This is a genomic window from Deinococcus soli (ex Cha et al. 2016) (assembly GCF_001007995.1).
Classification (GTDB): Bacteria; Deinococcota; Deinococci; order Deinococcales; family Deinococcaceae; genus Deinococcus; species Deinococcus soli.
Genome location: NZ_CP011389.1, coordinates 845,700 through 865,450, shown reverse-complemented (window position 1 = coordinate 865,450; position 19,751 = coordinate 845,700). Strand labels below are relative to the sequence as shown.

The window sequence follows — 19,751 nt, the reverse complement described above, 5'->3', positions numbered from 1 at the left end:
CGCGGAGCATACCGCCCGCCACGCCCCAAACGGATCAACCCTAAGGGGGACATTCAGGTCAGGTCGCGCACCAGATACCTGTACACGCCGCCCGCCAGGTGGCGCCGCCCCGCCGGGCGGAAATTCTGCCGGACGTACAGCCGCGCCGCTGGGTTGCCGTCCTCAACCAGGAGGCCCACCCGGTCCAGGCCCAGCGCCGCAGCCCGCGTGGCGGCCGCGTCCAGCAGACGCCCCCCGATGCCACGTCCCCGCGCGGTCTCCGTGACGGCCAGGGTGTCCACGTACAGCTCGCCGGATGTGCCCTCGGACTCCACGTGGCCCGGCAGGCCCAGGGCGCGCAGCCGCTCGCGGAAGGGGTCGTCCAGCGCCTCGGCGTGATCGCCGGGGTACGCGAGGATCACGCCCAGCGGCTCCCCGGACGGTGCCTGTGCGATGAGCTGATGCTCGAAACTCAGGCGGTTGCCGCGCAGCGGGTAGAAGCCCAGCATGGTCCGCGCGGCCGCCACATCATCGGTCGTGCCAGCCAGCGCGTGTCCGATCCGGCCGATGGTGGCCTGGATGAGCGGCACACAGAACGCCGCGTCGAAGGCGTGTGCCGGGCGGATGAGGACGTCGGTCATTGATCCAGGGGAACGGCACAGCACAACCGGGCTCCCGAAGGAACCCGGCGCGTGACTGCAAGACCGTTTAGTTGAGGGTGATCTTGTTGGCGGTCAGCGTGCTGGCGGCCTCGTCAATTTCACCTTCGACCGCGACGCTGGCGTCGGCACGGTCAGTACCGAAGAACTCCTCGGCGGTGGTGGCCGCACCTTCGAAGACGGTTTCGGGGGTGATGGTCACGGCGTAGTTGGCGTCGTTCTCGTTCAGGGTGAAGGTCTGCGCGGTGCCGTCGAAGTCGGTCACGGTGCCTTCCAGGCCGTCGCCCACGGCCATGTCGATCTCTTCGCCCGTGCTGGCATCGTCGTTGTTGGTCAGGGTGCTGTCGACACCGGGATCAGAGGCGTTGTCGGTGGCGCCTTCACCCTCGGCAACGGGGTTGTCCACGCCGGTCGTGTCGGTGGTGGTCTCGACGGCGGTGCCATCGGCCGTGGTCGTGGTTTCAGTCTTCGGCGCGCAGGAGGCGAGGAGGGCAGCGGTCAGGAGGGCCAGCAGGGTGGGTTTCATGACTGCCATCTTCCCGATTTCCGGCGGTTCTCATGTGAGGACAATCCCAGGGAATCTTTACGTCCAGCACGTGAAATTAAGTGAAGGTGAATTCGTCTTGCTTGACGCCGATCCTCACGCGCCCCCCACCCTTCAGGCGGCCGAACAGCATCAGGTCCGCCAGTGGCCGCTTGAGCTGCGCCTCGATCACGCGTGACAGGGGCCGCGCGCCCATCAGCGGGTCATAGCCCAGTGCCGCCAGTCGCGCGCGCGCCGCCGGGGTCACAGTCAGGGTCACGCCGCGTTCCTCCAGCTGCACCTGCAACTCCCGCACGAACTTGTCCACCACGCCGCCCATCACCTCCGGCGACAGCGGCGCGAAGTGCAGCACGCCGTCCAGGCGGTTGCGGAACTCCGGCGTAAACGTGCGCTTCACGGCCTGCGCCTCCTCGCCCGCGCGGTCCGTGCGGCCGAAGCCCAGCGCGGGCCGCGACGCGTCGGCCGCCCCGGCGTTCGTGGTGAACACCAGGATCAGGCCGCGCCCGTCCACCTTTTTCCCGGTGTGGTCGGTCAGCGTCCCGTGATCCATGAGCTGCAGGAACACGTTGTACACGTCCGGGTGGGCCTTCTCGATCTCGTCCAGCAGCAGCACCGCGTGCGGATGCTTCGCCACCGCGTCGGTGAGCAGGCCGCCCTGATCGAAGCCCACGTACCCGGGGGGCGCCCCGATCAGGCGCGCGACCGTGTGCGCCTCCTGGTATTCGCTCATGTCGAACCGCGCCAGGTGGATGCCCAGCCGCTCGGCCAGCGCGCGGGCCAGTTCGGTCTTGCCCACCCCGGTCGGCCCGGCGAACAGGAACGCCCCCTGCGGCCGGTTCGGGTCGCGCAGTCCCGCGCGGGCCAGTTTCACGGCGCTCGCCACGGCACCCACCGCCGCGTCCTGCCCGAACACTCGCGCCCTGAGGTCCGCCTCCAGCGTCGCCAGGGACGTGACCTCCTCGGCCTTCACGGCGCCCAGAGGCACGCGCGCCATACGGGCCACCGTGCCCTCGACATCCGGCACGTCGATGGTGCCGCCCCGCCCGGCGCTGCTGCGGGCCGCCCCCGCCTCGTCCAGCACGTCGATGGCCTTGTCCGGCAGGAACCGGTCGCGCAGGTGCCGCACCGACAGCCGCACCGCCGCGTCCAGCGCACCCGGCGTGAACGTCACCCCGTGGTGCGCCTCGTAGCGGGGCACGAGGCCCTGCACGATCAGCAGGGCGTCCTCCTCGGACGGCTCGGGCACCTCGACCGTCTGGAAGCGGCGCCACAGCGCCCGGTCCTTCTCCAGGTGCCGCAGTTCCGCCGGGGTGGTCGCCCCCAGCACCCGCAGCTTGCCCCGCGCGAGTGCCGGCTTGAGGAGGTTCGCGGCGTCCACGCTGCCGCCCTCGGTCGCCCCGGCACCCACCAGGGTGTGCAGTTCGTCAATGAACAGCACCGCGTTCTGCCCGTCCAGCGCGGCGAGGACCGCTTTCAGCCGCGCCTCGAAATCACCCCGGTAGCGGGTGCCGGCCAGCAGCGCCCCCAGGTCCAGCGCATAGACCGACGCGCCCCGCAGGAAGCCCGGCGCCTGCCCGTCCACGATCCGCTGCGCAAGGCCCTCGGCCAGCGCGGTCTTGCCCACGCCCGGCTCGCCCACCAGCACCGGGTTGTTCTTCCCGCGCCGCGCCAGCACATGCACCACCCGCTCCAGTTCCGCCACGCGCCCGATCACCGGATCGAACGCCCCGGCGCGCGCCTGCGCCGTCAGGTCGGCGGCGTAGGCCTCCAGCGGATCGGCCTCCGCTTCCGGCGCCTCGGGGGCCGGGCCGTCCACGCCCGCCACGCGCCGCTCCCGCTCGCGGCCCGGCACCTTCGCCGCGCCGTGCGACACGAAACTCAGCACATCCAGCCGCGACGCCCCCCGCGCCTCCAGTGCCGCCCGCGCCGGACTGTCCGGTGCCTCCAGCAGCTCCACGAGCACCCGCGCGCCGTCCGCGACCTCGTGCCCCTTGCCGCTGGCGTGCAGCTGCAACACTGCGCCCTCCACGACCCGGTGCACGCCCAGCGTGAAGTCCGGCTCGGCGTCCGGCACCACCTCGAACTCCGCCAGCAGCGCCTGAAGATCCTCACGCAGCCGCTCCACGTCCACGCCTACGGCCAGCAGCGCCTCGCGCGCCTCCGGGTCGTGCGTCAGGGCCAGCAGCAGGTGCTCCAGCGTGACCAGTTCATGCCCCGCCTCGCGCGCGTAGTCTGCCGCGCGGCCGATCGTGACCTGCAGGTGATCGCCGATCATGCGTCCGGCTCCGGTTCCGCCACGACCCGCAGGGGGTGCCCGTCGCGGCGCGCGTGATTCATGACCTGCGCGACCTTCGTCTCCGCCACGTCGCGGGTGTACACGCCCGCCACGCCCTGCCCCTTGTGATGCACGGCCAGCATGATCAGTTCCGCCTCCTGCTCCGCCTTGCGGAAGTAGCGCTGCAGCACCATCACCACGAATTCCATGGGCGTGTAGTCGTCGTTGAGCAGCAGCACCCGGAACAGGCGGGGCCGCTGCGTGTGCGTGCGTTCCAGCGTCTGGGTGCGCGAGTCAAGGTCGCGGCGCGTCATGCGCCCGAGTGTACCCGCCTGCGCCGCCCCCGGCTGCGGCGGTCCTCACGGTGCGGCCGGGGGCGGCGTCTGAACGGTGCAGGGCGGCCCCGCTTGCGTGTGGGCCGCCCTGCACCGTTCACATGTGGTGGATCAGTCGCCGCTGGGCTGGGTGGACGCCTTCGGCGCCTGCAGGTGCCGGGTCATCAGCACCAGCACGACCAGTGCGTGCACGCACAGCAGTGCGTACAGTTCGGGGCTGGACTGCATGACGTTCCCGGCGGCGCCGACGAGCTGGAAGAGGATCATGACCAGCAGGCCGCGGGCGCGCTGGTCCGGGCGGCGCAGGAACACGAAGGTGCCGCCCGCCATGCTGAAGAGCAGCGGGAGCAGCAGAGCGTTAAGCATCTCTTGAGGCATACCTCATTATTGAAGGGCAACCATGACAGGCATATGACCCGGCGGTCCCTTCAGGTGAGACCCCGGGGATTTCGCGGCTGGAACTGCCTGGACAGGTTCTTCATGCAAGTCGGTACCGGCTCAGTTTCGCTTCATCGACGCACCGTTCTCTCATGGAAGGAACATCCAGCCAGCCGTCCCTGAACACGACCGGACCGTCCAGCAGGTCGTCTTGCAGCTTCAGCACGAAACTCAGTTCGCACGGCTCGGTCACCTCGGCCTGGGTGGACAGCAGCGCCGCGTGAACGGTACCCAGCCCCGTGCTGGCCTGCGAACCCACCATGCCGCGCTTCCCGGCCGCTGCCGCCCGGCGCAGCATCTGCAGGCCGTCCGTGAAGCCGTTGCGGGCAGTCTTCACGTTCAGCACGTCAAAGGTGTCGAAGTCCAGTTCGCGTTCCAGGTCCGCGGGCGTGAAGCACGAGTCGTCAGCCACGACCGGCAGTCGCCCCTGCGCGTGCAACTCGGCCCGCGCCCGCAGGTTCCGGGCAGGCAGCGGCTCCTCGACGTACATCAGCCCCGCCTCGCGCATGGCGTCCAGCGCCGCCGGGGCCGACTGCGGCGTCAGCGTCTCGTTGCTGTCGGCGTACAGCAGCACGTCCGGGCCGAACTCGGCGCGCAAATCGCGGATCACCCGCAGGTCCCGCTCGTGCTCGCGGCCCACCTTCACCTTCAGGCAGCGCACGCCCGAGGCCACCACGCGCCGCGCCTCGGCCAGCATCTCCTCCGGGGGGGCGATGCCCAGGATGAAACTGGGGCGCACCCGCGTGTTCGGGCCCAGCAGCGTGTCGAACAGCGTCAGGCCCTGCGCGCGGGCGCGGGCGTCGTGCAGCGCCATGTCCAGCGCGCCACGCGCCGTGTGGTTGTTCACCACACTGTTCCGCACCCGGTTCAGGCTCACCTCGTCCGTGATCGCCAGTCCCCGCAGGCCCGCTTCCAGATGCGCGAGGATGCCCAGCACGCTCGCGGTCGTCTCGCCGTAGATGGTGGGGCGCGGCGTGGCCTCCGCCTGCCCCACCGTCCCGTCCGAGAGGGTCACGCGCACCAGCAGGTGCTCGGCGGCACTCAGGGCCGAGTGCGCCCCCCACGCCAGCGCGGACGTGAGCGGCAGCCGGAAGGGAATGCCCTCCAGCCGCGCGACGGTCGGGGCGCTCACACCGCACCCCCCGCCCAGGCCTGGACCGCCGCCGCCACGCCCGCCGGGTCCAGCGTCACGGTGGCCAGCACCAGCGCCCGCGCGGGCGGCAGGGTCCGCAAGAACGCCTCGGCCGCCGCCGGGTCGTAGTTGCGGCGTTCGGACACCACGATCTTCACCTTCGCCAGCACGTCCGCCGGGGCGAACCCCGCCTGCGGCAGCGCGGCCAGGTCATCCAGTTCGGCCGGGGTGAACACTGCCTCCACGCCGGTCAGTCCCGCCAGGTCCTCGCGCAGCGCGCCGCCCCCACCCGTCCCCACCTGATCGAAGGCGTCCGCGCGGCCCAGCAGCCGCCTCACCCGCACCGCGTCCGGCGCGCCCAGCGCCACGAAGCGCCACGCGGGGAACGTGGCCGCCGCGTACTGCACCTCCTCCAGGCCGCGCAGCCCGTCGAACACCGGCGCCTCGCCCCAGTGGCTCACGTCCGCCAGCAGGGAGCCCAGCGCCTGCGCCATTCCACCCGGATGGCTCTGCCGGTACGCCGCCGTCAGCCGGAAGCGGGCCTCGCGGTCCCGTACGGGCACACCACCCGTCGCGGGCAGGATCATCACGGCGTCCGTCACCTCACGCCGGTTCGGCAGGACCCGCATGCCGGCGTCCGAGCCCGTCAGGGCCGCCAGCGCCGTACTCTTGCCCACCCCGGTCACGCCCACCAGCACGGTCAGCGGCAACTCCGCCAGGGAACGCTCGGAGGCGGTGGGCGGCGCGCCGGGTGCGCGCAGGAACGGCAGGGCAGCAGGGGAAGCACTCATGGCGCACAGGCTAGCCCCCCTGCCGCCTAAAGAGGGCCGCAAGGTTCAGTCAAGCCAGCGTCAGTGCTTCCCCACGGAACGTCACGCCCCACTTCCTAGACTCGCCCTTGGAGGCACCATGACCCGACTGAAAGGCAAACCCGGAGGCAGCGGCGGACGCATCCTGCTCATCCTCGTCCTGCTCATCGTCCTGTTCCTGCTGGCGTACTTCCTGTACCTCAAGCCGCAGGGCCTGCTCAACCTGGGCTTCTGACGCCCACCTCTGGAGACCTCATGATCAAAGGCAAAGACATCCTGAACCGCAGCATCGTCGCGGTCAGCACCGGCGAGAAGATTGACCGCGTGCACGACGTGATCTTCGACCACCAGGCCAACCAGGTGCTGGGCCTGCTCGTCGACGAGGGCGGCTGGTTCAGCGCCGCGAAGGTCGTGCCCTTCGAGCGCATCCGCAGTGTCGGCGAGGACGCCATCATGATCGGCAGCGCCGACGACGTCACCACCACCCGCGAGGACGGCCGCCTGAAAGAGGCGCTGGACAGCAAGGCCAGCCTGATCGGCCTGACCCTCCTGACCACCGACGGGCAGAACCTGGGCCGCATCGCCGACGTGTTCTTCGACGAGCACACCGGCCGGGTCGAGGGCTACGAGGCCACCGGCGGCCTGTTCGCCGACCTGAGCAGCGGCCGGACCTTCGTGCCCGCGCCCGAGAGCGTGCAGATCGGCACCGACACGGCCATCGTGCCCATCAGCGTCGCGCAGGCCATGCAGGAACAGGAGGACGGCGGCCTGAAGGGCGCGCTCAGCAGCGCCGGTGAGAGCCTCAGCGGCGCCTACCAGAACGCCGCCGAGGGCATCAAGGACGCTTACGGCAACGCTGCGGACGGCGTGAAGGGCGCCTACGAGAACATCGCCGAGGCGACCCGCGAACGCCAGAAGGAGTACGTGGTCGGCAAGACCGCCGGGGGCGACATCACCGCCGTGGACGGCCACCTGATCGTCGCCAAGGGCGAGACCATCACCGCCGCGCACGCCGATGACGCCGAGGCTGCCGGGAAGCTCGCCGCGCTCGCCACCGCCGCGACCGGCGGCGTGATCGCAGGCGCCTACGGCAGTGCCCGTGACCGCGTGCAGGAGTCCTACGAGGACGTCAAGGACGCCACCGCCGAACGCCAGAAGACCTACGTGATCGGCAAGACCGCCCGCAGCGAGATCACCACCGACGCGGGTGAGGTCATCGTGCCCGCCGGGGCGACCATCACCAGCTTCCAGGCTGACCGCGCCGAGCAGACCGGCCGTCTCGCCGCCCTGACCGCCGCCGCGACCGGTGGCGCCATCCAGGACGGCGTGGAGGGCCTGCGTCAGCGCCAGCAGCTTGATCCGAACAGCCCCGAGGCGACCATCGGCCGCCGCGTGAAGACCGACGTGCGCGCCCCCGGCGGCAGCCTCGTGGCCGCGCAGGGCCAGATCGTCACGCCTGCGATCCTGGACCGCGCCCGTCACGTCGGCGCGCACCAGGCCCTGATCGACGCCACCACCGGCGGCGCCCGCCCTGGCGTGACCACCACCAGCGCCGTCAGCCAGGGGCTGGGCAGCGTCAGCGAGAGCGCCGGGAACCTCCTCGACCGCGCCAAGAACTGGCTGGGCGACAAACGCGAGCAGGCCGAACAGGCCATCGACCAGCGCCAGCAGGACGCGCAGGAGCAGAAGATCCGCGACGCGCTGGGCCGCCCCGTCACCCGCGTGATTCTCGCGCCGGACGACAGCATCATCCTGAACGTTGGCGAGATCGTCACGCACAAGGCCGTGCAGGCCGCGCGCGACGGCGACGTGCTGGACATCCTGGTGGATAGCGTCAACAAGGACACCCCGGATCTCGACCCGCTGGCCAGCCGCCCCGACGCGACCGGTGAGGCCGCGCTGGACACCCAGCCCGACCCGGTGCACCCCGCCCAGGCCAGCGCTCAGCCCACGCCCGGCGCCGCCGACGAGCGCCGCCCAGCGACCCTCCCGGTCGCCCCCGACGACCGCCTGAGCTGAAGGCCCCCACCCCACGCGCATCCGTCCCGCCCACCCCGGCGCGGGCGGATGCGTTCTGTCCGTGACCTGTCTGCGCCGCCACCACCGCCCGGCCCGGCAGCGCCTATCCTGAACGCCATGATCGAGTCCCTCATCGGGCACACCCCCCTCCTGCAACTGACGCGCGTCGTCGAGCCCGACATGGCCGACGTGTTCGTGAAACTCGAAGGTCAGAACCCCGGCGGCAGCATCAAGGACCGCACCGCGCTGGGCCTCATCGAGGACGCCGAGCGGCGCGGCGTCCTGAAACCCGGCGGCACCATCGTGGAACCCACCAGCGGCAACACCGGCATCGGGTTGGCGCAGGTCGCCGCGGCCAAGGGATACAAACTGATCCTGTGCATGCCCGCCAGCATGAGCGAGGAACGCAAACGCACCCTGGTCGCGTACGGCGCCGAACTGATCCTCACCGACCCCACCCGCCGCATGCTGGCCGCCATCGAGGAAGCCGAGAGGGTCGTGCAGGAGCGCGGCGCGGTCATGATGAACCAGTTCGGGAATCCCGCCAACCCCGCCGTGCACGAACGCACGACCGGCCCCGAACTGTGGGAGCAGATGCAGGGCCGCATCGACGCGTTCGTGTACGGCAGTGGCACCGGCGGCACCATCAGCGGCGTCGGCCGGTACCTCAGGCGCATGAACCCGGCCGTGCAGATCATCGCGTGCGAACCCGCCCGCAGCAACGTCCTCACCGGCGGCGAGATGGGCACCCACGGCTTCCAGGGCATGGGCCCCGGCTTCATCCCGGACAACCTCGACCGCAGCGTCATCGACGACGTCATCGACGTGTGGGAGGAGGACGCCTACCCCCTGGCCCGCAGGCTGGCACAGGAGGAAGGCGTGTTCGTCGGCATGAGCAGCGGCGCCATGGCCTGGGCCACCCTGGAGGTCGCCCGGCGCCTGGGCCCCGGCAGGCGCGTCGCCACCATCGCCTGCGACACCGGCGCGCGCTACCTGACCACCAGCCTCTTCGCGGGCGAGGGCGACACGCCCCCCGGTTACCTCCCCCGCTCGCGCCAGCGCACCGCGTAACCCGAGGTCAGCCGGGCGAGGTTCAGCGCCCTGCCCGCTGTGCCCGCACGAACGCCAGGAACGCGTCGCGGTCCAGGGTGTTCACCACGTGCGCCGGGGTCAGGCCCGCCTTGCGGGCGACCATCACGCCGTAGCGGGCGTCGGCGAGTCCGGCGGGGACGTGCGCGTCGGTGTTGATGGCGAACCGCACGTGGTCTCGCCACGCCAGCGCCACGCGCCAGTCGAGGTCCAGGCGGTACGCGTTCGCGTTGATTTCCACCACGGTGCCGCGCTCGGCGCAGGCGGCCATCACGGCGCCCAGGTCCAGGGCGTAGCCCGGGCGGCGCAGCAGCAGACGGCCCGTCGGGTGCCCCAGGATCGTCACGAGGGGGTGCCGGGCGGCCTGCACCAGCCGCTTGGTCTGCCGTTCGGCGGGCAGCGTGAAGAGGCTGTGGACGCTGGCGACCACGTAATCCAGTTCGGCCAGCACATCGTCCGGGTAGTCGAGGCTCCCGTCTTCGAGGATGTCCACCTCGGCGCCCGCCACGAGCGGCACGCCTGCTGACTGCAACTCCCTGATCTCCTTCAGTTGCGCCTGGAGGCGTTCGATGCTCAGGCCGTTCGCGTAATGCGCGGCGCGCGAGTGGTCCCCGGTGCCCAGGAATTCGTGCCCCAGCCGCACGGTCGCGGCCGCCATGTCCGCGATGCTCGCTGCGCCGTCCGACCACGTCGAGTGCGTGTGCAGCATCCCGCGCAGGTCCGCGACCGTCACCAGTTCATCCGGGTGGGGGAGGGTTTCCCACACGCCGTCATGCTCGGGCTCGCGGTACTCGGCGGGACGCAGCGGCAGGTCCAGCGCCTGCATCACGTCCGCCTCGGTGGGCGTGTCCAGCACCTCGCCCGCCCGGATCAGGCCGTGTCCGCTCAGGTCGAAGCCCCGACCGGCCGCCTCGGCACGCAGCGCCTCGCGGTACGCCGCGGCGCCGCCCATCATCAGGTCCAGCGCGCCCCGCACGCCCGCACGCGGCGCGAAGGCCACCTCGACCGGTACACCGTCCACCCGCCCGGCGAACAGCGGTTTCTGCCCGACGCGCTCCAGCCCCTCGACCACGCCCGCCAGCCGCGCCACGACCTCCCCGGGGTCGGCGGTGACGGTCACGCGCGCCACCCGCACCGTGTCCAGTCCCCGGCGAACATCCCCCGCCAGACGCGCCTCCAGACCCTCCAGCACGCGGCATAACCCCTCCGCGACCTCGGTGGCCGTACTCAGGTGCTGCCGCTCCTGCGCGCTCAGGGCGAACTCCACCGCCGCCAGGAACGACGCCGCACTCTTCGCCCCGAAGCCCTTCAGGGCCGCCACCCGCCCATCCCGGCACGCCTCACGCAGCCCCTCCAGCGAATCGATTCCCGCATCCCACAGCGCGCGGATCTTCTTGGGCCCCAGCCCCCGCACCCGGAACAGACTCAGCACGCCCGCCGGAATCAGGCTCGCGGCGTCCTCCAGCGGCCCGAACACCCCCGACTCCACGAACCCCATCAGGTCCAGCGCAATCGCCTTCCCTACCTTCGGCACGCCCGCAAAACCGCGCGCCACCAGGGCGTCCACCTCGTCCAGCGAGGCCTCCAGGCTGCGCGCCGCACTCCGGAACGCCTGCGCCCGGAACGGATCATCCCCCACACCCAGCAGATCGAGCAGATCCGCCGTCGTCTTCAGCACCCCCGCCAGGGACTTCTTCGTGACTTCCATCCCCCCAGAGTAGCGGGCGAGGGGTGCTGGCTCTGAGCCATGAGGAACACCCTCAGTGCGGGTCTGCTCAGAGCTCACAGCCTCCGTGTGAACCCCTCAGTCCGCTGCGCGGCCAGGTCCCCTCTCCTGCGGAGCTTTGCAAGTCAAGGGGAGCCAGGAGTTCATGCGTTATCCGTGGCGGACGCGCCCGGCGTACGTGACGATTCGCCCGCCGACGTCGTGAATCTGCTTGATGGCGTCGGTGAAGCGGTGCCCGACTTCCTCGGGTTTGTGCGCGTCGCTGCCGAGGACGAAGGGGATGCCGCGTTCGGCGGCGGCGCGCGTCAGGTCCGGGGCGGGATACGCTTCGGCGATGGGTTTGCGCCACCCGGCGGTGTTGAAATCCAGCGCGAGGCCGCGTTCGGCGATGACGTCCAGCGCGTGCAGCGCGGCGTACCCGTCGGGGTCGCGGTGCCCGAACTTCTTGGGCAGGTCCAGGTGCCCGATACTGTCGAACAGACCCGATTTCGCGGCGCCCTCGGCCAGCGCGTAGTAGTCACGGTACAGACCCGCGAGGTCGCGGCTGTCGTACTCCGCGACGAATTCCGGGTTGTCGAAGCCCCACGCGCCGATGTAATGGACGCTGCCGATCACGTAATCCCACGGGTGCGCGCCCAGCACCTCCTCCACGTAGCGTTCCGTGCCGGGATGGAAGTCGGCTTCCAGGCCCAGACGGATCTCCAGCCGCCCCGCGAACTCCGTCTGGGCGTCCTGCACGTCCGCCACGTACTGCGTCAGCTGGTCGCGGCGCATCCGCCACGGCGCGTCGTACCACGCGGGCATCGGCATGTGATCCGTGAAGCAGATGCCCGCCAGTCCGGCGTCCAGCGCCGCCTGCGCGTACTCGCGCGGCGCCCCCGTGGCGTGCCCGCACAGGGGCGTGTGCATGTGCGAATCGAACAGCGCAGCAGTCATGCCCACAGGGTACGGCAGGGCGCGGTCAGCGGGCGCGGCCCTGCACGGAACGGTGCAGGAGTTCCGCTGCGAGCATCAGCGCGACCGGCTGAAGCAGCTGTGGATTCAGCGGCGCCCGCAGTGCAGTCCAGATCAGATTCACGAGCAGGGCCACCTGCCAGCTCCGCAGGGACCAGTTCCAGCGCGTCAGCGTCGCGTCCGTGGGCGTGCCGGCTGGCCGGCGAATCACGGAACGGAAGGCCCAGGACGTCCACGCCAGCGCGGCGCCCAGACGTTCAGCGCCCGGGCGTGCGGCGTCGCCTCGTGACCGGAATGCCATGCGGTCATCCAGCGGGTCAACCGGAGCGTGAAGGGCAGCAGGGCGGCCAGCAGGACTGGGGTCAGCGGGCGGTCCGGTGTGAACAGGGGCAGCAGGCAGAAAGCGGTCACCGAGCCCCACAGCGCCGTGACATGTGGGGAGCGTGGCGCGGTGAGAGAGGGGGTCACCCGGGCAGGATAGGGGAGAAGGTGCGTTCCGGCGCACGAACCGGCCGTCTCACGCGTCCAGCCAGCCGTCCGGGAAACGCGTGGCGGGGTGGATGGCCTGCGCGGCACTCAGCATGGCGGACCACTGTTCGGGTCGGTAGCGGCGGCTCAGGTGTAGCAGCGTCAGCGCGGGCACGCCCGCCGCGTGGGCCAGGGCGGCGACCTGCGTGACGGTGGTGTGCTCGTGCCGGGCGGCGAGGTCGTGGTCCTCGGGGGCGTACTGCGCCTCGGCGTACAGCGTCTGCACGCCGCGCAGGAGGGGAGCGAGGCGGGCCTGCTGCGCGGCGCCCAGCAGGAAGTCCGTGAGGTACGCGAGGCTCTCCCCGGTCTCGCGGGCCATCAGTGCGGCGCGGAGGCCAGCGGCGTCGTGCGGCTGGCCGTTCACCTCCAGTTCGCCGGTCGCGCCGCCTTTCAATGCAGCCAGCCAGGGGCCGGGGCGCAGGCCCAGTCCCGCCAGGGCGGCGGTGTTCACGCGTTCCCGGTCGGGTTCCCGCAGGACGAAACCCAGGCTACGGCCGTGGTGTTCCAGTGGAATGGCCTGCACGCTGACTTCCGGGGTGGTGAGGATGGTGCCGTCGTGCGGGCGACTGCCCGCGTCGTGCGCCACGGCGAAGGCCTCCTGTGCCTCGAAGCGGAAGGCCTGCACGTGCGTGTCGTGCACGTCATGCACCACCCACTGCCCGCGCAGCTCGGGCGCGTGGTTCCACCAGAACCCCTGGAAGCGGTGCCCGAGGATGCGGGCCGTGCCGGGCGGCCCCCAGGCGTGCGTGGGCGCGGGCCGGTCGAAGGTGGCGCGGAAGAAGTCGTCGAAGCCGCCCACGTGATCCATGTGCAGGTGCGACAGCAGCAGGTGATCGGTGGCCTGCACCTCCGCGAACGGCAGCGTGTCCAGCACGCGCGCGCCGCAGTCCAGCAGCAGGCGCGTCTGCCCCTGCCCGCTGTCCGCCACGACCCACAGCGCGTTGTCCTCTGCCGGCCCGCCCAGCACCCGTGCCCTCAACATGCCGCGCAGCCTAACGGGTGCCGGGCGCGGCGTGCCATGCGCCGGGTGGCCTACGCCGCTGCCCGTTCAGGCTGGGGTGCGCTGCCCGGACCGGGGCCACCAGCGGCCCCCGAACACGTGCAGGGTCAGACCCGCGAAAACCAGCAGCGCGCCGATGGCCTTGCCGGGCGGGAAGGCCTCGTGGTAGGCCAGGGCGCTGGCGATCAGGCCGAACACCGGGACCAGCAGCGACAGGGGCGCCACCCGCGCCGCGCCGTGCCGCTGGATCAGCACGGACCACAGCCCGAAGCCCAGCACGGTGTTGCCCAGGCCCATGAACACGATGGCCGCCCAGAACCCCCACCCGCTGTGCGTCAGGGTGTGGCCCACGGCGTCCCAGCCGCCGGTCAGGCCCGCCAGCAGCGTCAGGGGAATGGGGGGAATCAGGGCGCTCCAGACGACCAGGGACAGCATGTTCGCGCCGCCCGACGCCCGCACCACGAGGTTGCTGCCTGCCCAGCCCAGCGCCGCCAGCAGCGTCAGGCCGAGACTGACCAGGGGTAGGTCCCCGCCGGACAGTGCGCCGATCAGCGCCATGCCGCCGAAGGCGGCCGTCATCCCGGCGGCCTGCCAGGGCTGGATGCGTTCGCCGAGCAGCCGCGCGGCCAGGATCGCGGTGAAGAACGCCTGCATCTGCATGAGCAGCGAGCCCAGGCCCGCACTCATGCCCAGCTGAATGGCGAGGTACAGCAGGCCGAACTGCACGACGCCCACCAGCAGCCCGTACCCCCACAGCAGCCGGGCGGGCAGCTGCGGGCGCGGCACGAAGAACACGGCGGGCAACGCGGCCACGGCGAAGCGCAGCGCGGCGACCAGCAGCGGGGGGGCCCCCGCGACACTCCACTTGATCACGATGAAGTTCACGCCCCAGATGCCCGTGATCAGCAGCGCCAGCAGCAGCGCGCGGGCGTTCAGGGGCGGCAGGGTCGCGGGGGCGTTCATTGCGCGGGAGTGTACGCCCGGCCGGGCCGTGACGTTCCTCAATGGTGGACAGTGGAACTTTCGCTTGCGCGCCAGGGGGGTGTTAGAGTAGCGCAGCACCACACAACCCAGGCGAACACCTGCCGGCAGACACTCCGGACGGGACGCCCGCCGATGGAGGCTCCATGCATAAAGGTCTGTCCGTCTCCCTGCTCAGCGCCGCCCTGCTGCTCGCGTCCTGCTCGCAGACCCCCACCGCCCCCCAGGCCAGCCCCGCCCCCGGCACCGGCACCCTGGTCGCCACCGCCGACGAGTGCAGCACCTTCCAGCAGTACCCGGTCGTCGTGTCCCGCATCGACTTCAAAACGCAGCGCGACTGGCTGGACATCGTCAAGACCTTCGAGCCGGTCGGCGGCAGCCCCGAAGACGGCTACGTGCTGCTCGACGTGGGGCAGGCCGACTTCGAGCGGCTGCGCGTGACCGGCATGACCCGCGGCTGGACCGTGAAGATCGACCGCGCGCAGACCGAACGCCACAGCGCCTCCCTGAAAGCCCCCCTGGGCGCCCTGAGCATCAGCGGCTACTCCTGCTACCGCACCGTCGAGGAAACCTACGCCAGCGCGCAGAATCTGGTCACGCAGTACCCGAACCTCGCCAGCTGGAGCAGCTTCGGGTCCTCGTGGCTGAAGAGCAAGGGGCGCGGCGGGTACGACATGAACGTCCTGAAACTCACGAACAGGAGCACCACCGGCACCAAGCCCCGACTGCTGATCACCGCGTCCATCCACGCGCGCGAGTACACCCCCGCCGAACTCGCCACGCGCTTCGCGGAGTACCTGCTCGCCAACTACGGCAAGGACGCCGACGTCACCTGGATGCTCGACACCCAGGAAGTCTGGCTGGTCCTCCAGAGCAACCCCGACGGCCGCAAGAAAGCCGAGGCCGGCGCGTCGTGGCGCAAGAACGTGAACGACACCCAGCCGTGCAGCAACGGCCTGTACGGCGTGGACCTGAACCGCAACTTCAACTACGCCTGGGGCACCGGCGGGTCCAGCGCCGACCCCTGCAACGAGACGTACAAGGGCACCGCCGCCGCCAGTGAAATCGAGACGCAGAACCTCCAGACCCTGATCAAGGCGGCCTTCGCGGACAACCGCGGCCCCGCCCGCACCGACGCGGCACCCGCCAGCACGCCCGGCGTGTACGTCGACGTGCACAGCTACTCCAAGCTGGTCCTGTGGCCCTGGGGAGACACCACCACCGTCACTCCGAACGGCGCGGCGCTACAGTCACTGGGCCGCAAGCTCGCGTATTTCAACGGGTACACGCCCGAGCAGGCGGTTGGCCTGTACCCCACCAGCGGCACCACTGACGACTTCGCGTACGGCGAACTGGGGGTCGCGTCGTACACCATCGAACTCGGCACGGCGTTCTTCGAGCCGTGCAGCACCTTCACCGGCACCACCCTCCCACAGAACCAGGCGGCGCTGCTGTACGCCCTGCGCGTGGCCCGCGCGCCATACCAGCTCGGCAGCGGTCCCGACAGTGTCAGCGTCAGCGCGCCCGCCAGCGTCGCCACGGGCGCCAGCTTCACCCTGAGCGCCAGCGCCACGAACACCCGTTTCAACACGAGCAACGGCGCGGAACCCACCCGCACCATCACCGGCGCGGAGTACTTCATCGACACGCCCCCCTGGGCCGGCGGCACGGCCCGCGCCATGACCGCTGCGGACGGCACCTTCAACGCCGCCACCGAGAGCGTGCAGGCCAGCGTGTCCACCACGGGCCTCAGCGCCGGGAAGCACACCGTGTACGTCCGCGCGAGGAACAACAGCGGGACGTACGGCCCCGTCTCCGCGCTGTTCGTCACGGTCGGCACGACCACGGGCACCACCACGTACACCGGCACGGTCGCGGCCAGCGGGAACTCGTACCAGCCGTCCACGACCGGCTTCACGTACGCGGGCGGCACGCTGAAGGGCAACCTGAGCGGACCCACGGGCACCGACTTCGACCTGTACCTGCAGAAACTCTCCGGCAGCACCTGGAGTCAGGTGGCCGCCAGCGAGGGCAGTACCAGCACCGAGGCCATCACCTACGCCGCCGCCAGTGGCACGTACCGCTGGCGCGTGTACGCCTACAGCGGCAGCGGCAGCTACAGCCTGACCGAAACGAAGTAAGAGGGATGGGGAGCCGCGCGAGGGTGGCCGTCACGCCCTCGCGCAGCTCCCCGCTGTGCATGTCCAGTCATCCAGAATGCATATTCATGCGCGATTCGCGGGGAGTGATCCTGCGCTGACGGGAAGCAGGTATACTCCTCGCCTATGACGAAGGTCGCCCGCTCGAAGAAAACCCAGGCCCAGGCCAGCGCTGCCCCGAAGAAGACCGGAGCGGTGCGCAAGGCTGTCACGAAAAAAGATGCAACCCCGGTGGCGTCCGCCGCGCCCGTGCTGCTCACCCCGGACACCCTCCCGAAACCCGTCATGGCCGGGCGGGACTTCCTGAGCAACCTCGACATGACCGCCACTGAACTGCGCGCCGTCCTGGACACCGCGCACTCCATGAAACGCGGCGAGTGGCGCGCGGTGAAACCCCTGGCGGGCCTCAGCATCGCGCTGGTGTTCGAGAAGGCGTCCCTGCGCACCCGCACCACCTTCGACGTCGGCATGTACCAGCTCGGCGGGCACGCCATCACCCTCTCGAACACCGAGATCGGCCTCGGCACCCGCGAACGCGTCAGCGACGTCGCCCGCAACCTGGAACGCTGGGTGGACGCCGTCATGGGCCGGGTGTACCTTCAGCAGACCCTCCAGGAACTCGCGCAGCACGCCAGCATCCCCGTCATCAACGGCCTGAGCGACATGCTGCACCCCGCGCAGCTCCTCGCGGACTACCAGACCATCGAGGAAGAATTCGGCACCGACCTGCGCGGCCGCCGCGTCGTGTACATCGGCGACGGGAACAACCTCGCCAACAGCCACATCCACATGGGCATCCTGACCGGCACCGACGTCACCGTCGTCACCCCCGTCGGCTACGAACCGAACGCCGGAGTCCTCATGGACGCCGTCCGCGCCGGCGTGAACATCACCCTCACGAACGACCTCGCCGCCGTGCAGGGCGCCGACGTCCTGTACACCGACGTGTGGATCAGCATGGGCCAGGAGGCCGAAGCCGACATCCGCCGCCGCGCCTTCCAGGGCTACCAGGTCACCCCCGAGATGCTCGACACCCTCGCCCCCGACGGCATCTTCCTGCACTGCCTGCCCGCCCACTACGGCGAGGAAACCGTCCCCGAAGCCACCGAACACCCCAAGAGCCGCGTGTTCGATCAGGCCGAAAACCGCCTGCACGCGCAGAAAGCCCTGATGTACCACCTCATGGGTGACCTCAAACCCCGCTGGTAAACCACTGGGGCGGCGCGCATCTGCCGTCACGCGGATGCGCGCCCGCCCGTTTCTCTGGCACGCTGAGCCCATGACCATCCTGCACACGTCCCGTCTGACCCTCCGGCCCCTGACGCCGGACGACCTGCCGCGTGTCCTGGCGTACCGGAACGATCCGGAGGTCGCCCGGTATCAGGGCTGGCCGCTGCCCGCCACGCCGGACTCCGTGGCGGGGCTCGTGTCGGACGCGCCGCTGGGCTCGCCCGGCTGGGTGCAGCGCGCCGTCACGCTGACCGGCGGTGAACTCGTGGGGGACGTGGGCCTGAACACGCAGGGGCCGCAGGCGGAACTCGGCATGACCCTCGCCCGCCACGCCCAGGGGCACGGGTACGCTCGCGAGGCCCTGCACGTCCTGGTCACCCACGCGTTCGCGGACCTGGGCCTGCACCGCGTCCACGCCAGCATCGACCCGCGCAACACGGCGGTCGCGGCGCTGCTGACCCGCCTGGGCTTCCGGCACGAGGGCACCAGCCTCCAGAGCTACCGGCACCGGGGGGAATGGACCGACGATGCCCTGTACGCGGTCCTGGCCGCCGAGTGGACCGCGTGACTCTGACAGACGCCCCCTTCCTGCTCGCCCGCGTTCACCTGCCGGAGGACCGGACGACGTCATTCATCTACCGGCGCTTCGGGGACAACGTGGGCGCGATGGACGGCAGCGTCTTCAGCTTCCATCGCGCCGGAGAGCCGGTGGAATGCGTACGCGTGGTGGGAAACCCTCGAGCCAGAGGTGATCGGGCGAGGCGGGCACGGCGTGATCCGTATCGTGCCCATGACCCCGGACCTCTGGACGCACCTGAAGCCCGGCACGTCCCTGGCTATGACATTCGAACGCCTGCACGCGCAGGTCACTCAGTCCCTGATGGAGAATCAAGCATGACAGTCCCCAAGGTATTTATCGACGGTGAGGCCGGAACGACCGGTCTGCAGATCCGGCAGCGGCTTCAGGGCCGGGCGGATATCGAGTTGCTGAGCATCGACCCGGCGCGGCGCAAGGATGCGGACGCGCGGGCGGAGTTACTGAACGCGGCGGACGTGTCGATCCTGTGCCTGCATGACGACGCGGCGCGCGAGGCAGTCACGCTGACGACGAACCCGGCGGCGCGCCTGCTGGATGCGAGCACGGCGCACCGGGTGAACCCCGCGTGGGTGTTCGGCTTCCCGGAGTTGAATGCGGGGCAGGCGGACGCGATCCGTGCGGCGCGCTTCGTGGCGAACCCCGGCTGTTACAGCACCGGGGCGATCTCGCTGCTGGCGCCGCTGACGGGCGCGGGCCTGATCCCGGCGGACTTCCCGGTCAGTATTCAGGGGTACAGCGGCTACACCGGTGGGGGCCGGGCGCTGGTGGACGCGCACGAGAAGGGCGAGGATCACCCAATGAAGGGCGAGTTCCTGAGTTACGCGCTGGGGCTGGGGCACAAGCACATTCCCGAGACGATGCGCTACGGCGGCCTGAGCCGCACGCCGGTCTTCACGCCGAACGTGGGTGCGTGGGCGCAGGGTATGACCGTGACCATCCCGCTGCACCTGCGCGAGCTGGGCACCACCCCGGACGCGCTGCACGCGGCGCTGGCGGCGCACTACGCCGGGCAGCGGTTCGTGCGGGTGTTCGACATGCAGGGCAACCCGGAGATTCTGGACCCGCAGACCCTGAACGGCACGAACGACCTGGAACTGTTCGTGTACCCGTCCGCCGACGGCGAGCGGGCACTGCTGGTCGCGCGGCTGGACAACCTCGGGAAGGGCGCGGGCGGCGCGGCGGTGCAGAACCTGAACCTGATGCTGGGACTGTGATTCCGCTCCGGATGACCCGGAGCCGACTGGAAGGAGCAGGAATGAGACGACGGAGACGGAGTGGAGTGACCGGAGCGGAGCG

The 19,751-nt window shown here is 70.7% G+C and carries 20 protein-coding genes; 8 read left to right on the top strand and 12 right to left on the bottom strand.

The genetic code is table 11. From position 1 onward, the window contains the following. Positions 1 to 53: 53 nt before the first annotated feature. From SY84_RS04260 to SY84_RS04230, 7 genes are all read right to left on the bottom strand, one after another. The gene (locus tag SY84_RS04260) at positions 54 to 620 is read right to left on the bottom strand and encodes a GNAT family N-acetyltransferase (RefSeq protein ID WP_046842969.1); all 567 of its coding nucleotides are present in this window, start codon (positions 618 to 620) and stop codon (positions 54 to 56) included. 67 nt (positions 621 to 687) lie between these two features. Continuing rightward, on the bottom strand, positions 688 to 1,164 hold the full coding sequence (locus SY84_RS04255) for a hypothetical protein (RefSeq protein ID WP_046842968.1): 477 nt from the start codon (positions 1,162 to 1,164) through the stop codon (positions 688 to 690). Between the two features lie 76 nt (positions 1,165 to 1,240). After that, a complete protein-coding gene (locus tag SY84_RS04250; protein ID WP_046842967.1) occupies positions 1,241 to 3,457 on the bottom strand; it encodes an AAA family ATPase in 2,217 nt (738 codons plus the stop codon). Further along, positions 3,454 to 3,771 carry an ATP-dependent Clp protease adapter ClpS gene (gene clpS / locus SY84_RS04245; RefSeq protein ID WP_046842966.1) on the bottom strand — a complete coding sequence of 106 codons (318 nt, stop codon included), beginning with the start codon at positions 3,769 to 3,771 and terminating at the stop codon, positions 3,454 to 3,456. The genes SY84_RS04250 and clpS overlap by 4 nt, the downstream gene beginning before the upstream one ends. 132 nt (positions 3,772 to 3,903) lie before the next feature. Beyond that, on the bottom strand, positions 3,904 to 4,158 hold the full coding sequence (locus SY84_RS04240; RefSeq protein WP_229755641.1) for a hypothetical protein: 255 nt from the start codon (positions 4,156 to 4,158) through the stop codon (positions 3,904 to 3,906). Between the two features lie 112 nt (positions 4,159 to 4,270). After that, positions 4,271 to 5,362 carry an enolase C-terminal domain-like protein gene (locus SY84_RS04235; protein ID WP_046842964.1) on the bottom strand — a complete coding sequence of 364 codons (1,092 nt, stop codon included), beginning with the start codon at positions 5,360 to 5,362 and terminating at the stop codon, positions 4,271 to 4,273. Further along, positions 5,359 to 6,153 carry a hypothetical protein gene (locus tag SY84_RS04230; protein WP_046842963.1) on the bottom strand — a complete coding sequence of 265 codons (795 nt, stop codon included), beginning with the start codon at positions 6,151 to 6,153 and terminating at the stop codon, positions 5,359 to 5,361. Before SY84_RS04230 ends, SY84_RS04235 begins: the two co-directional genes overlap by 4 nt. A gap of 118 nt (positions 6,154 to 6,271) precedes the next feature. On the opposite strand from SY84_RS04230, the gene SY84_RS16995 reads away from it, so the two are divergent. The 3 genes from SY84_RS16995 (at position 6,272) to cysK (ending at position 9,261) form a co-directional block, all read left to right on the top strand. Continuing rightward, a complete protein-coding gene (locus SY84_RS16995) occupies positions 6,272 to 6,406 on the top strand; it encodes a hypothetical protein (RefSeq protein WP_256444635.1) in 135 nt (44 codons plus the stop codon). 20 nt (positions 6,407 to 6,426) lie between these two features. After that, on the top strand, positions 6,427 to 8,190 hold the full coding sequence (locus tag SY84_RS04225; protein ID WP_081424505.1) for a PRC-barrel domain-containing protein: 1,764 nt from the start codon (positions 6,427 to 6,429) through the stop codon (positions 8,188 to 8,190). 117 nt (positions 8,191 to 8,307) lie between these two features. Beyond that, complete coding sequence (cysK, locus tag SY84_RS04220) at positions 8,308 to 9,261, top strand: cysteine synthase A (RefSeq protein ID WP_046842962.1); 954 nt, start codon at positions 8,308 to 8,310, stop codon at positions 9,259 to 9,261. A gap of 22 nt (positions 9,262 to 9,283) precedes the next feature. Here cysK and SY84_RS04215 read toward each other — a convergent pair whose 3' ends face one another. The 5 genes from SY84_RS04215 to SY84_RS04195 form a co-directional block, all read right to left on the bottom strand. Beyond that, entirely contained in the window at positions 9,284 to 10,987 is a 1,704-nt protein-coding gene (locus tag SY84_RS04215) for a helix-hairpin-helix domain-containing protein (protein WP_046842961.1), read from the bottom strand. A 168-nt stretch (positions 10,988 to 11,155) separates the two neighbouring features. Further along, a complete protein-coding gene (locus SY84_RS04210) occupies positions 11,156 to 11,941 on the bottom strand; it encodes a histidinol-phosphatase HisJ family protein (RefSeq protein WP_046842960.1) in 786 nt (261 codons plus the stop codon). A 25-nt stretch (positions 11,942 to 11,966) separates the two neighbouring features. Continuing rightward, entirely contained in the window at positions 11,967 to 12,260 is a 294-nt protein-coding gene (locus SY84_RS04205) for a hypothetical protein (protein WP_046842959.1), read from the bottom strand. Between the two features lie 216 nt (positions 12,261 to 12,476). After that, on the bottom strand, positions 12,477 to 13,469 hold the full coding sequence (locus SY84_RS04200; protein ID WP_046842958.1) for an MBL fold metallo-hydrolase: 993 nt from the start codon (positions 13,467 to 13,469) through the stop codon (positions 12,477 to 12,479). 66 nt (positions 13,470 to 13,535) lie between these two features. After that, entirely contained in the window at positions 13,536 to 14,423 is an 888-nt protein-coding gene (locus SY84_RS04195; protein ID WP_419177422.1) for an EamA family transporter, read from the bottom strand. 191 nt (positions 14,424 to 14,614) lie between these two features. On the opposite strand from SY84_RS04195, the gene SY84_RS04190 reads away from it, so the two are divergent. The 5 genes from SY84_RS04190 to argC all read left to right on the top strand — a co-directional run bounded on the left by SY84_RS04190 (position 14,615) and on the right by argC (position 19,669). Further along, a complete protein-coding gene (locus tag SY84_RS04190; protein WP_046842956.1) occupies positions 14,615 to 16,609 on the top strand; it encodes a M14 family zinc carboxypeptidase in 1,995 nt (664 codons plus the stop codon). Between the two features lie 303 nt (positions 16,610 to 16,912). After that, on the top strand, positions 16,913 to 17,836 hold the full coding sequence (gene argF / locus SY84_RS04185) for an ornithine carbamoyltransferase (RefSeq protein ID WP_162200803.1): 924 nt from the start codon (positions 16,913 to 16,915) through the stop codon (positions 17,834 to 17,836). A 70-nt stretch (positions 17,837 to 17,906) separates the two neighbouring features. Then, the gene (locus SY84_RS04180) at positions 17,907 to 18,425 is read left to right on the top strand and encodes a GNAT family N-acetyltransferase (protein ID WP_046842954.1); all 519 of its coding nucleotides are present in this window, start codon (positions 17,907 to 17,909) and stop codon (positions 18,423 to 18,425) included. Between the two features lie 204 nt (positions 18,426 to 18,629). Then, positions 18,630 to 18,755, top strand: coding sequence for a hypothetical protein (locus SY84_RS16990; protein WP_281174743.1), 126 nt, complete (start codon positions 18,630 to 18,632; stop codon positions 18,753 to 18,755). Then, positions 18,752 to 19,669 carry an N-acetyl-gamma-glutamyl-phosphate reductase gene (gene argC / locus SY84_RS04175; protein WP_046842953.1) on the top strand — a complete coding sequence of 306 codons (918 nt, stop codon included), beginning with the start codon at positions 18,752 to 18,754 and terminating at the stop codon, positions 19,667 to 19,669. The genes SY84_RS16990 and argC overlap by 4 nt, the downstream gene beginning before the upstream one ends. Positions 19,670 to 19,751 lie beyond the last annotated feature (82 nt).

Excerpts from the sequence above, each read along its gene's own strand:
- SY84_RS04260 (WP_046842969.1), bottom strand. The coding sequence starts at position 620 with ATGACCGACGTCCTCATCCGCCCGGCACACGCCTTCGACGCGGCGTTC.
- SY84_RS04255 (WP_046842968.1), bottom strand. The coding sequence starts at position 1,164 with ATGAAACCCACCCTGCTGGCCCTCCTGACCGCTGCCCTCCTCGCCTCC.
- SY84_RS04250 (WP_046842967.1), bottom strand. The coding sequence starts at position 3,457 with ATGATCGGCGATCACCTGCAGGTCACGATCGGCCGCGCGGCAGACTAC.
- clpS (WP_046842966.1), bottom strand. The coding sequence starts at position 3,771 with ATGACGCGCCGCGACCTTGACTCGCGCACCCAGACGCTGGAACGCACG.
- SY84_RS04240 (WP_229755641.1), bottom strand. The coding sequence starts at position 4,158 with ATGCTTAACGCTCTGCTGCTCCCGCTGCTCTTCAGCATGGCGGGCGGC.
- SY84_RS04230 (WP_046842963.1), bottom strand. The coding sequence starts at position 6,153 with ATGAGTGCTTCCCCTGCTGCCCTGCCGTTCCTGCGCGCACCCGGCGCG.
- SY84_RS16995 (WP_256444635.1), top strand. The coding sequence starts at position 6,272 with ATGACCCGACTGAAAGGCAAACCCGGAGGCAGCGGCGGACGCATCCTG.
- SY84_RS04225 (WP_081424505.1), top strand. The coding sequence starts at position 6,427 with ATGATCAAAGGCAAAGACATCCTGAACCGCAGCATCGTCGCGGTCAGC.
- cysK (WP_046842962.1), top strand. The coding sequence starts at position 8,308 with ATGATCGAGTCCCTCATCGGGCACACCCCCCTCCTGCAACTGACGCGC.
- SY84_RS04215 (WP_046842961.1), bottom strand. The coding sequence starts at position 10,987 with ATGGAAGTCACGAAGAAGTCCCTGGCGGGGGTGCTGAAGACGACGGCG.
- SY84_RS04210 (WP_046842960.1), bottom strand. The coding sequence starts at position 11,941 with ATGACTGCTGCGCTGTTCGATTCGCACATGCACACGCCCCTGTGCGGG.
- SY84_RS04205 (WP_046842959.1), bottom strand. The coding sequence starts at position 12,260 with ATGGCATTCCGGTCACGAGGCGACGCCGCACGCCCGGGCGCTGAACGT.
- SY84_RS04200 (WP_046842958.1), bottom strand. The coding sequence starts at position 13,469 with ATGTTGAGGGCACGGGTGCTGGGCGGGCCGGCAGAGGACAACGCGCTG.
- SY84_RS04190 (WP_046842956.1), top strand. The coding sequence starts at position 14,615 with ATGCATAAAGGTCTGTCCGTCTCCCTGCTCAGCGCCGCCCTGCTGCTC.
- argF (WP_162200803.1), top strand. The coding sequence starts at position 16,913 with ATGGCCGGGCGGGACTTCCTGAGCAACCTCGACATGACCGCCACTGAA.
- SY84_RS04180 (WP_046842954.1), top strand. The coding sequence starts at position 17,907 with ATGACCATCCTGCACACGTCCCGTCTGACCCTCCGGCCCCTGACGCCG.
- argC (WP_046842953.1), top strand. The coding sequence starts at position 18,752 with ATGACAGTCCCCAAGGTATTTATCGACGGTGAGGCCGGAACGACCGGT.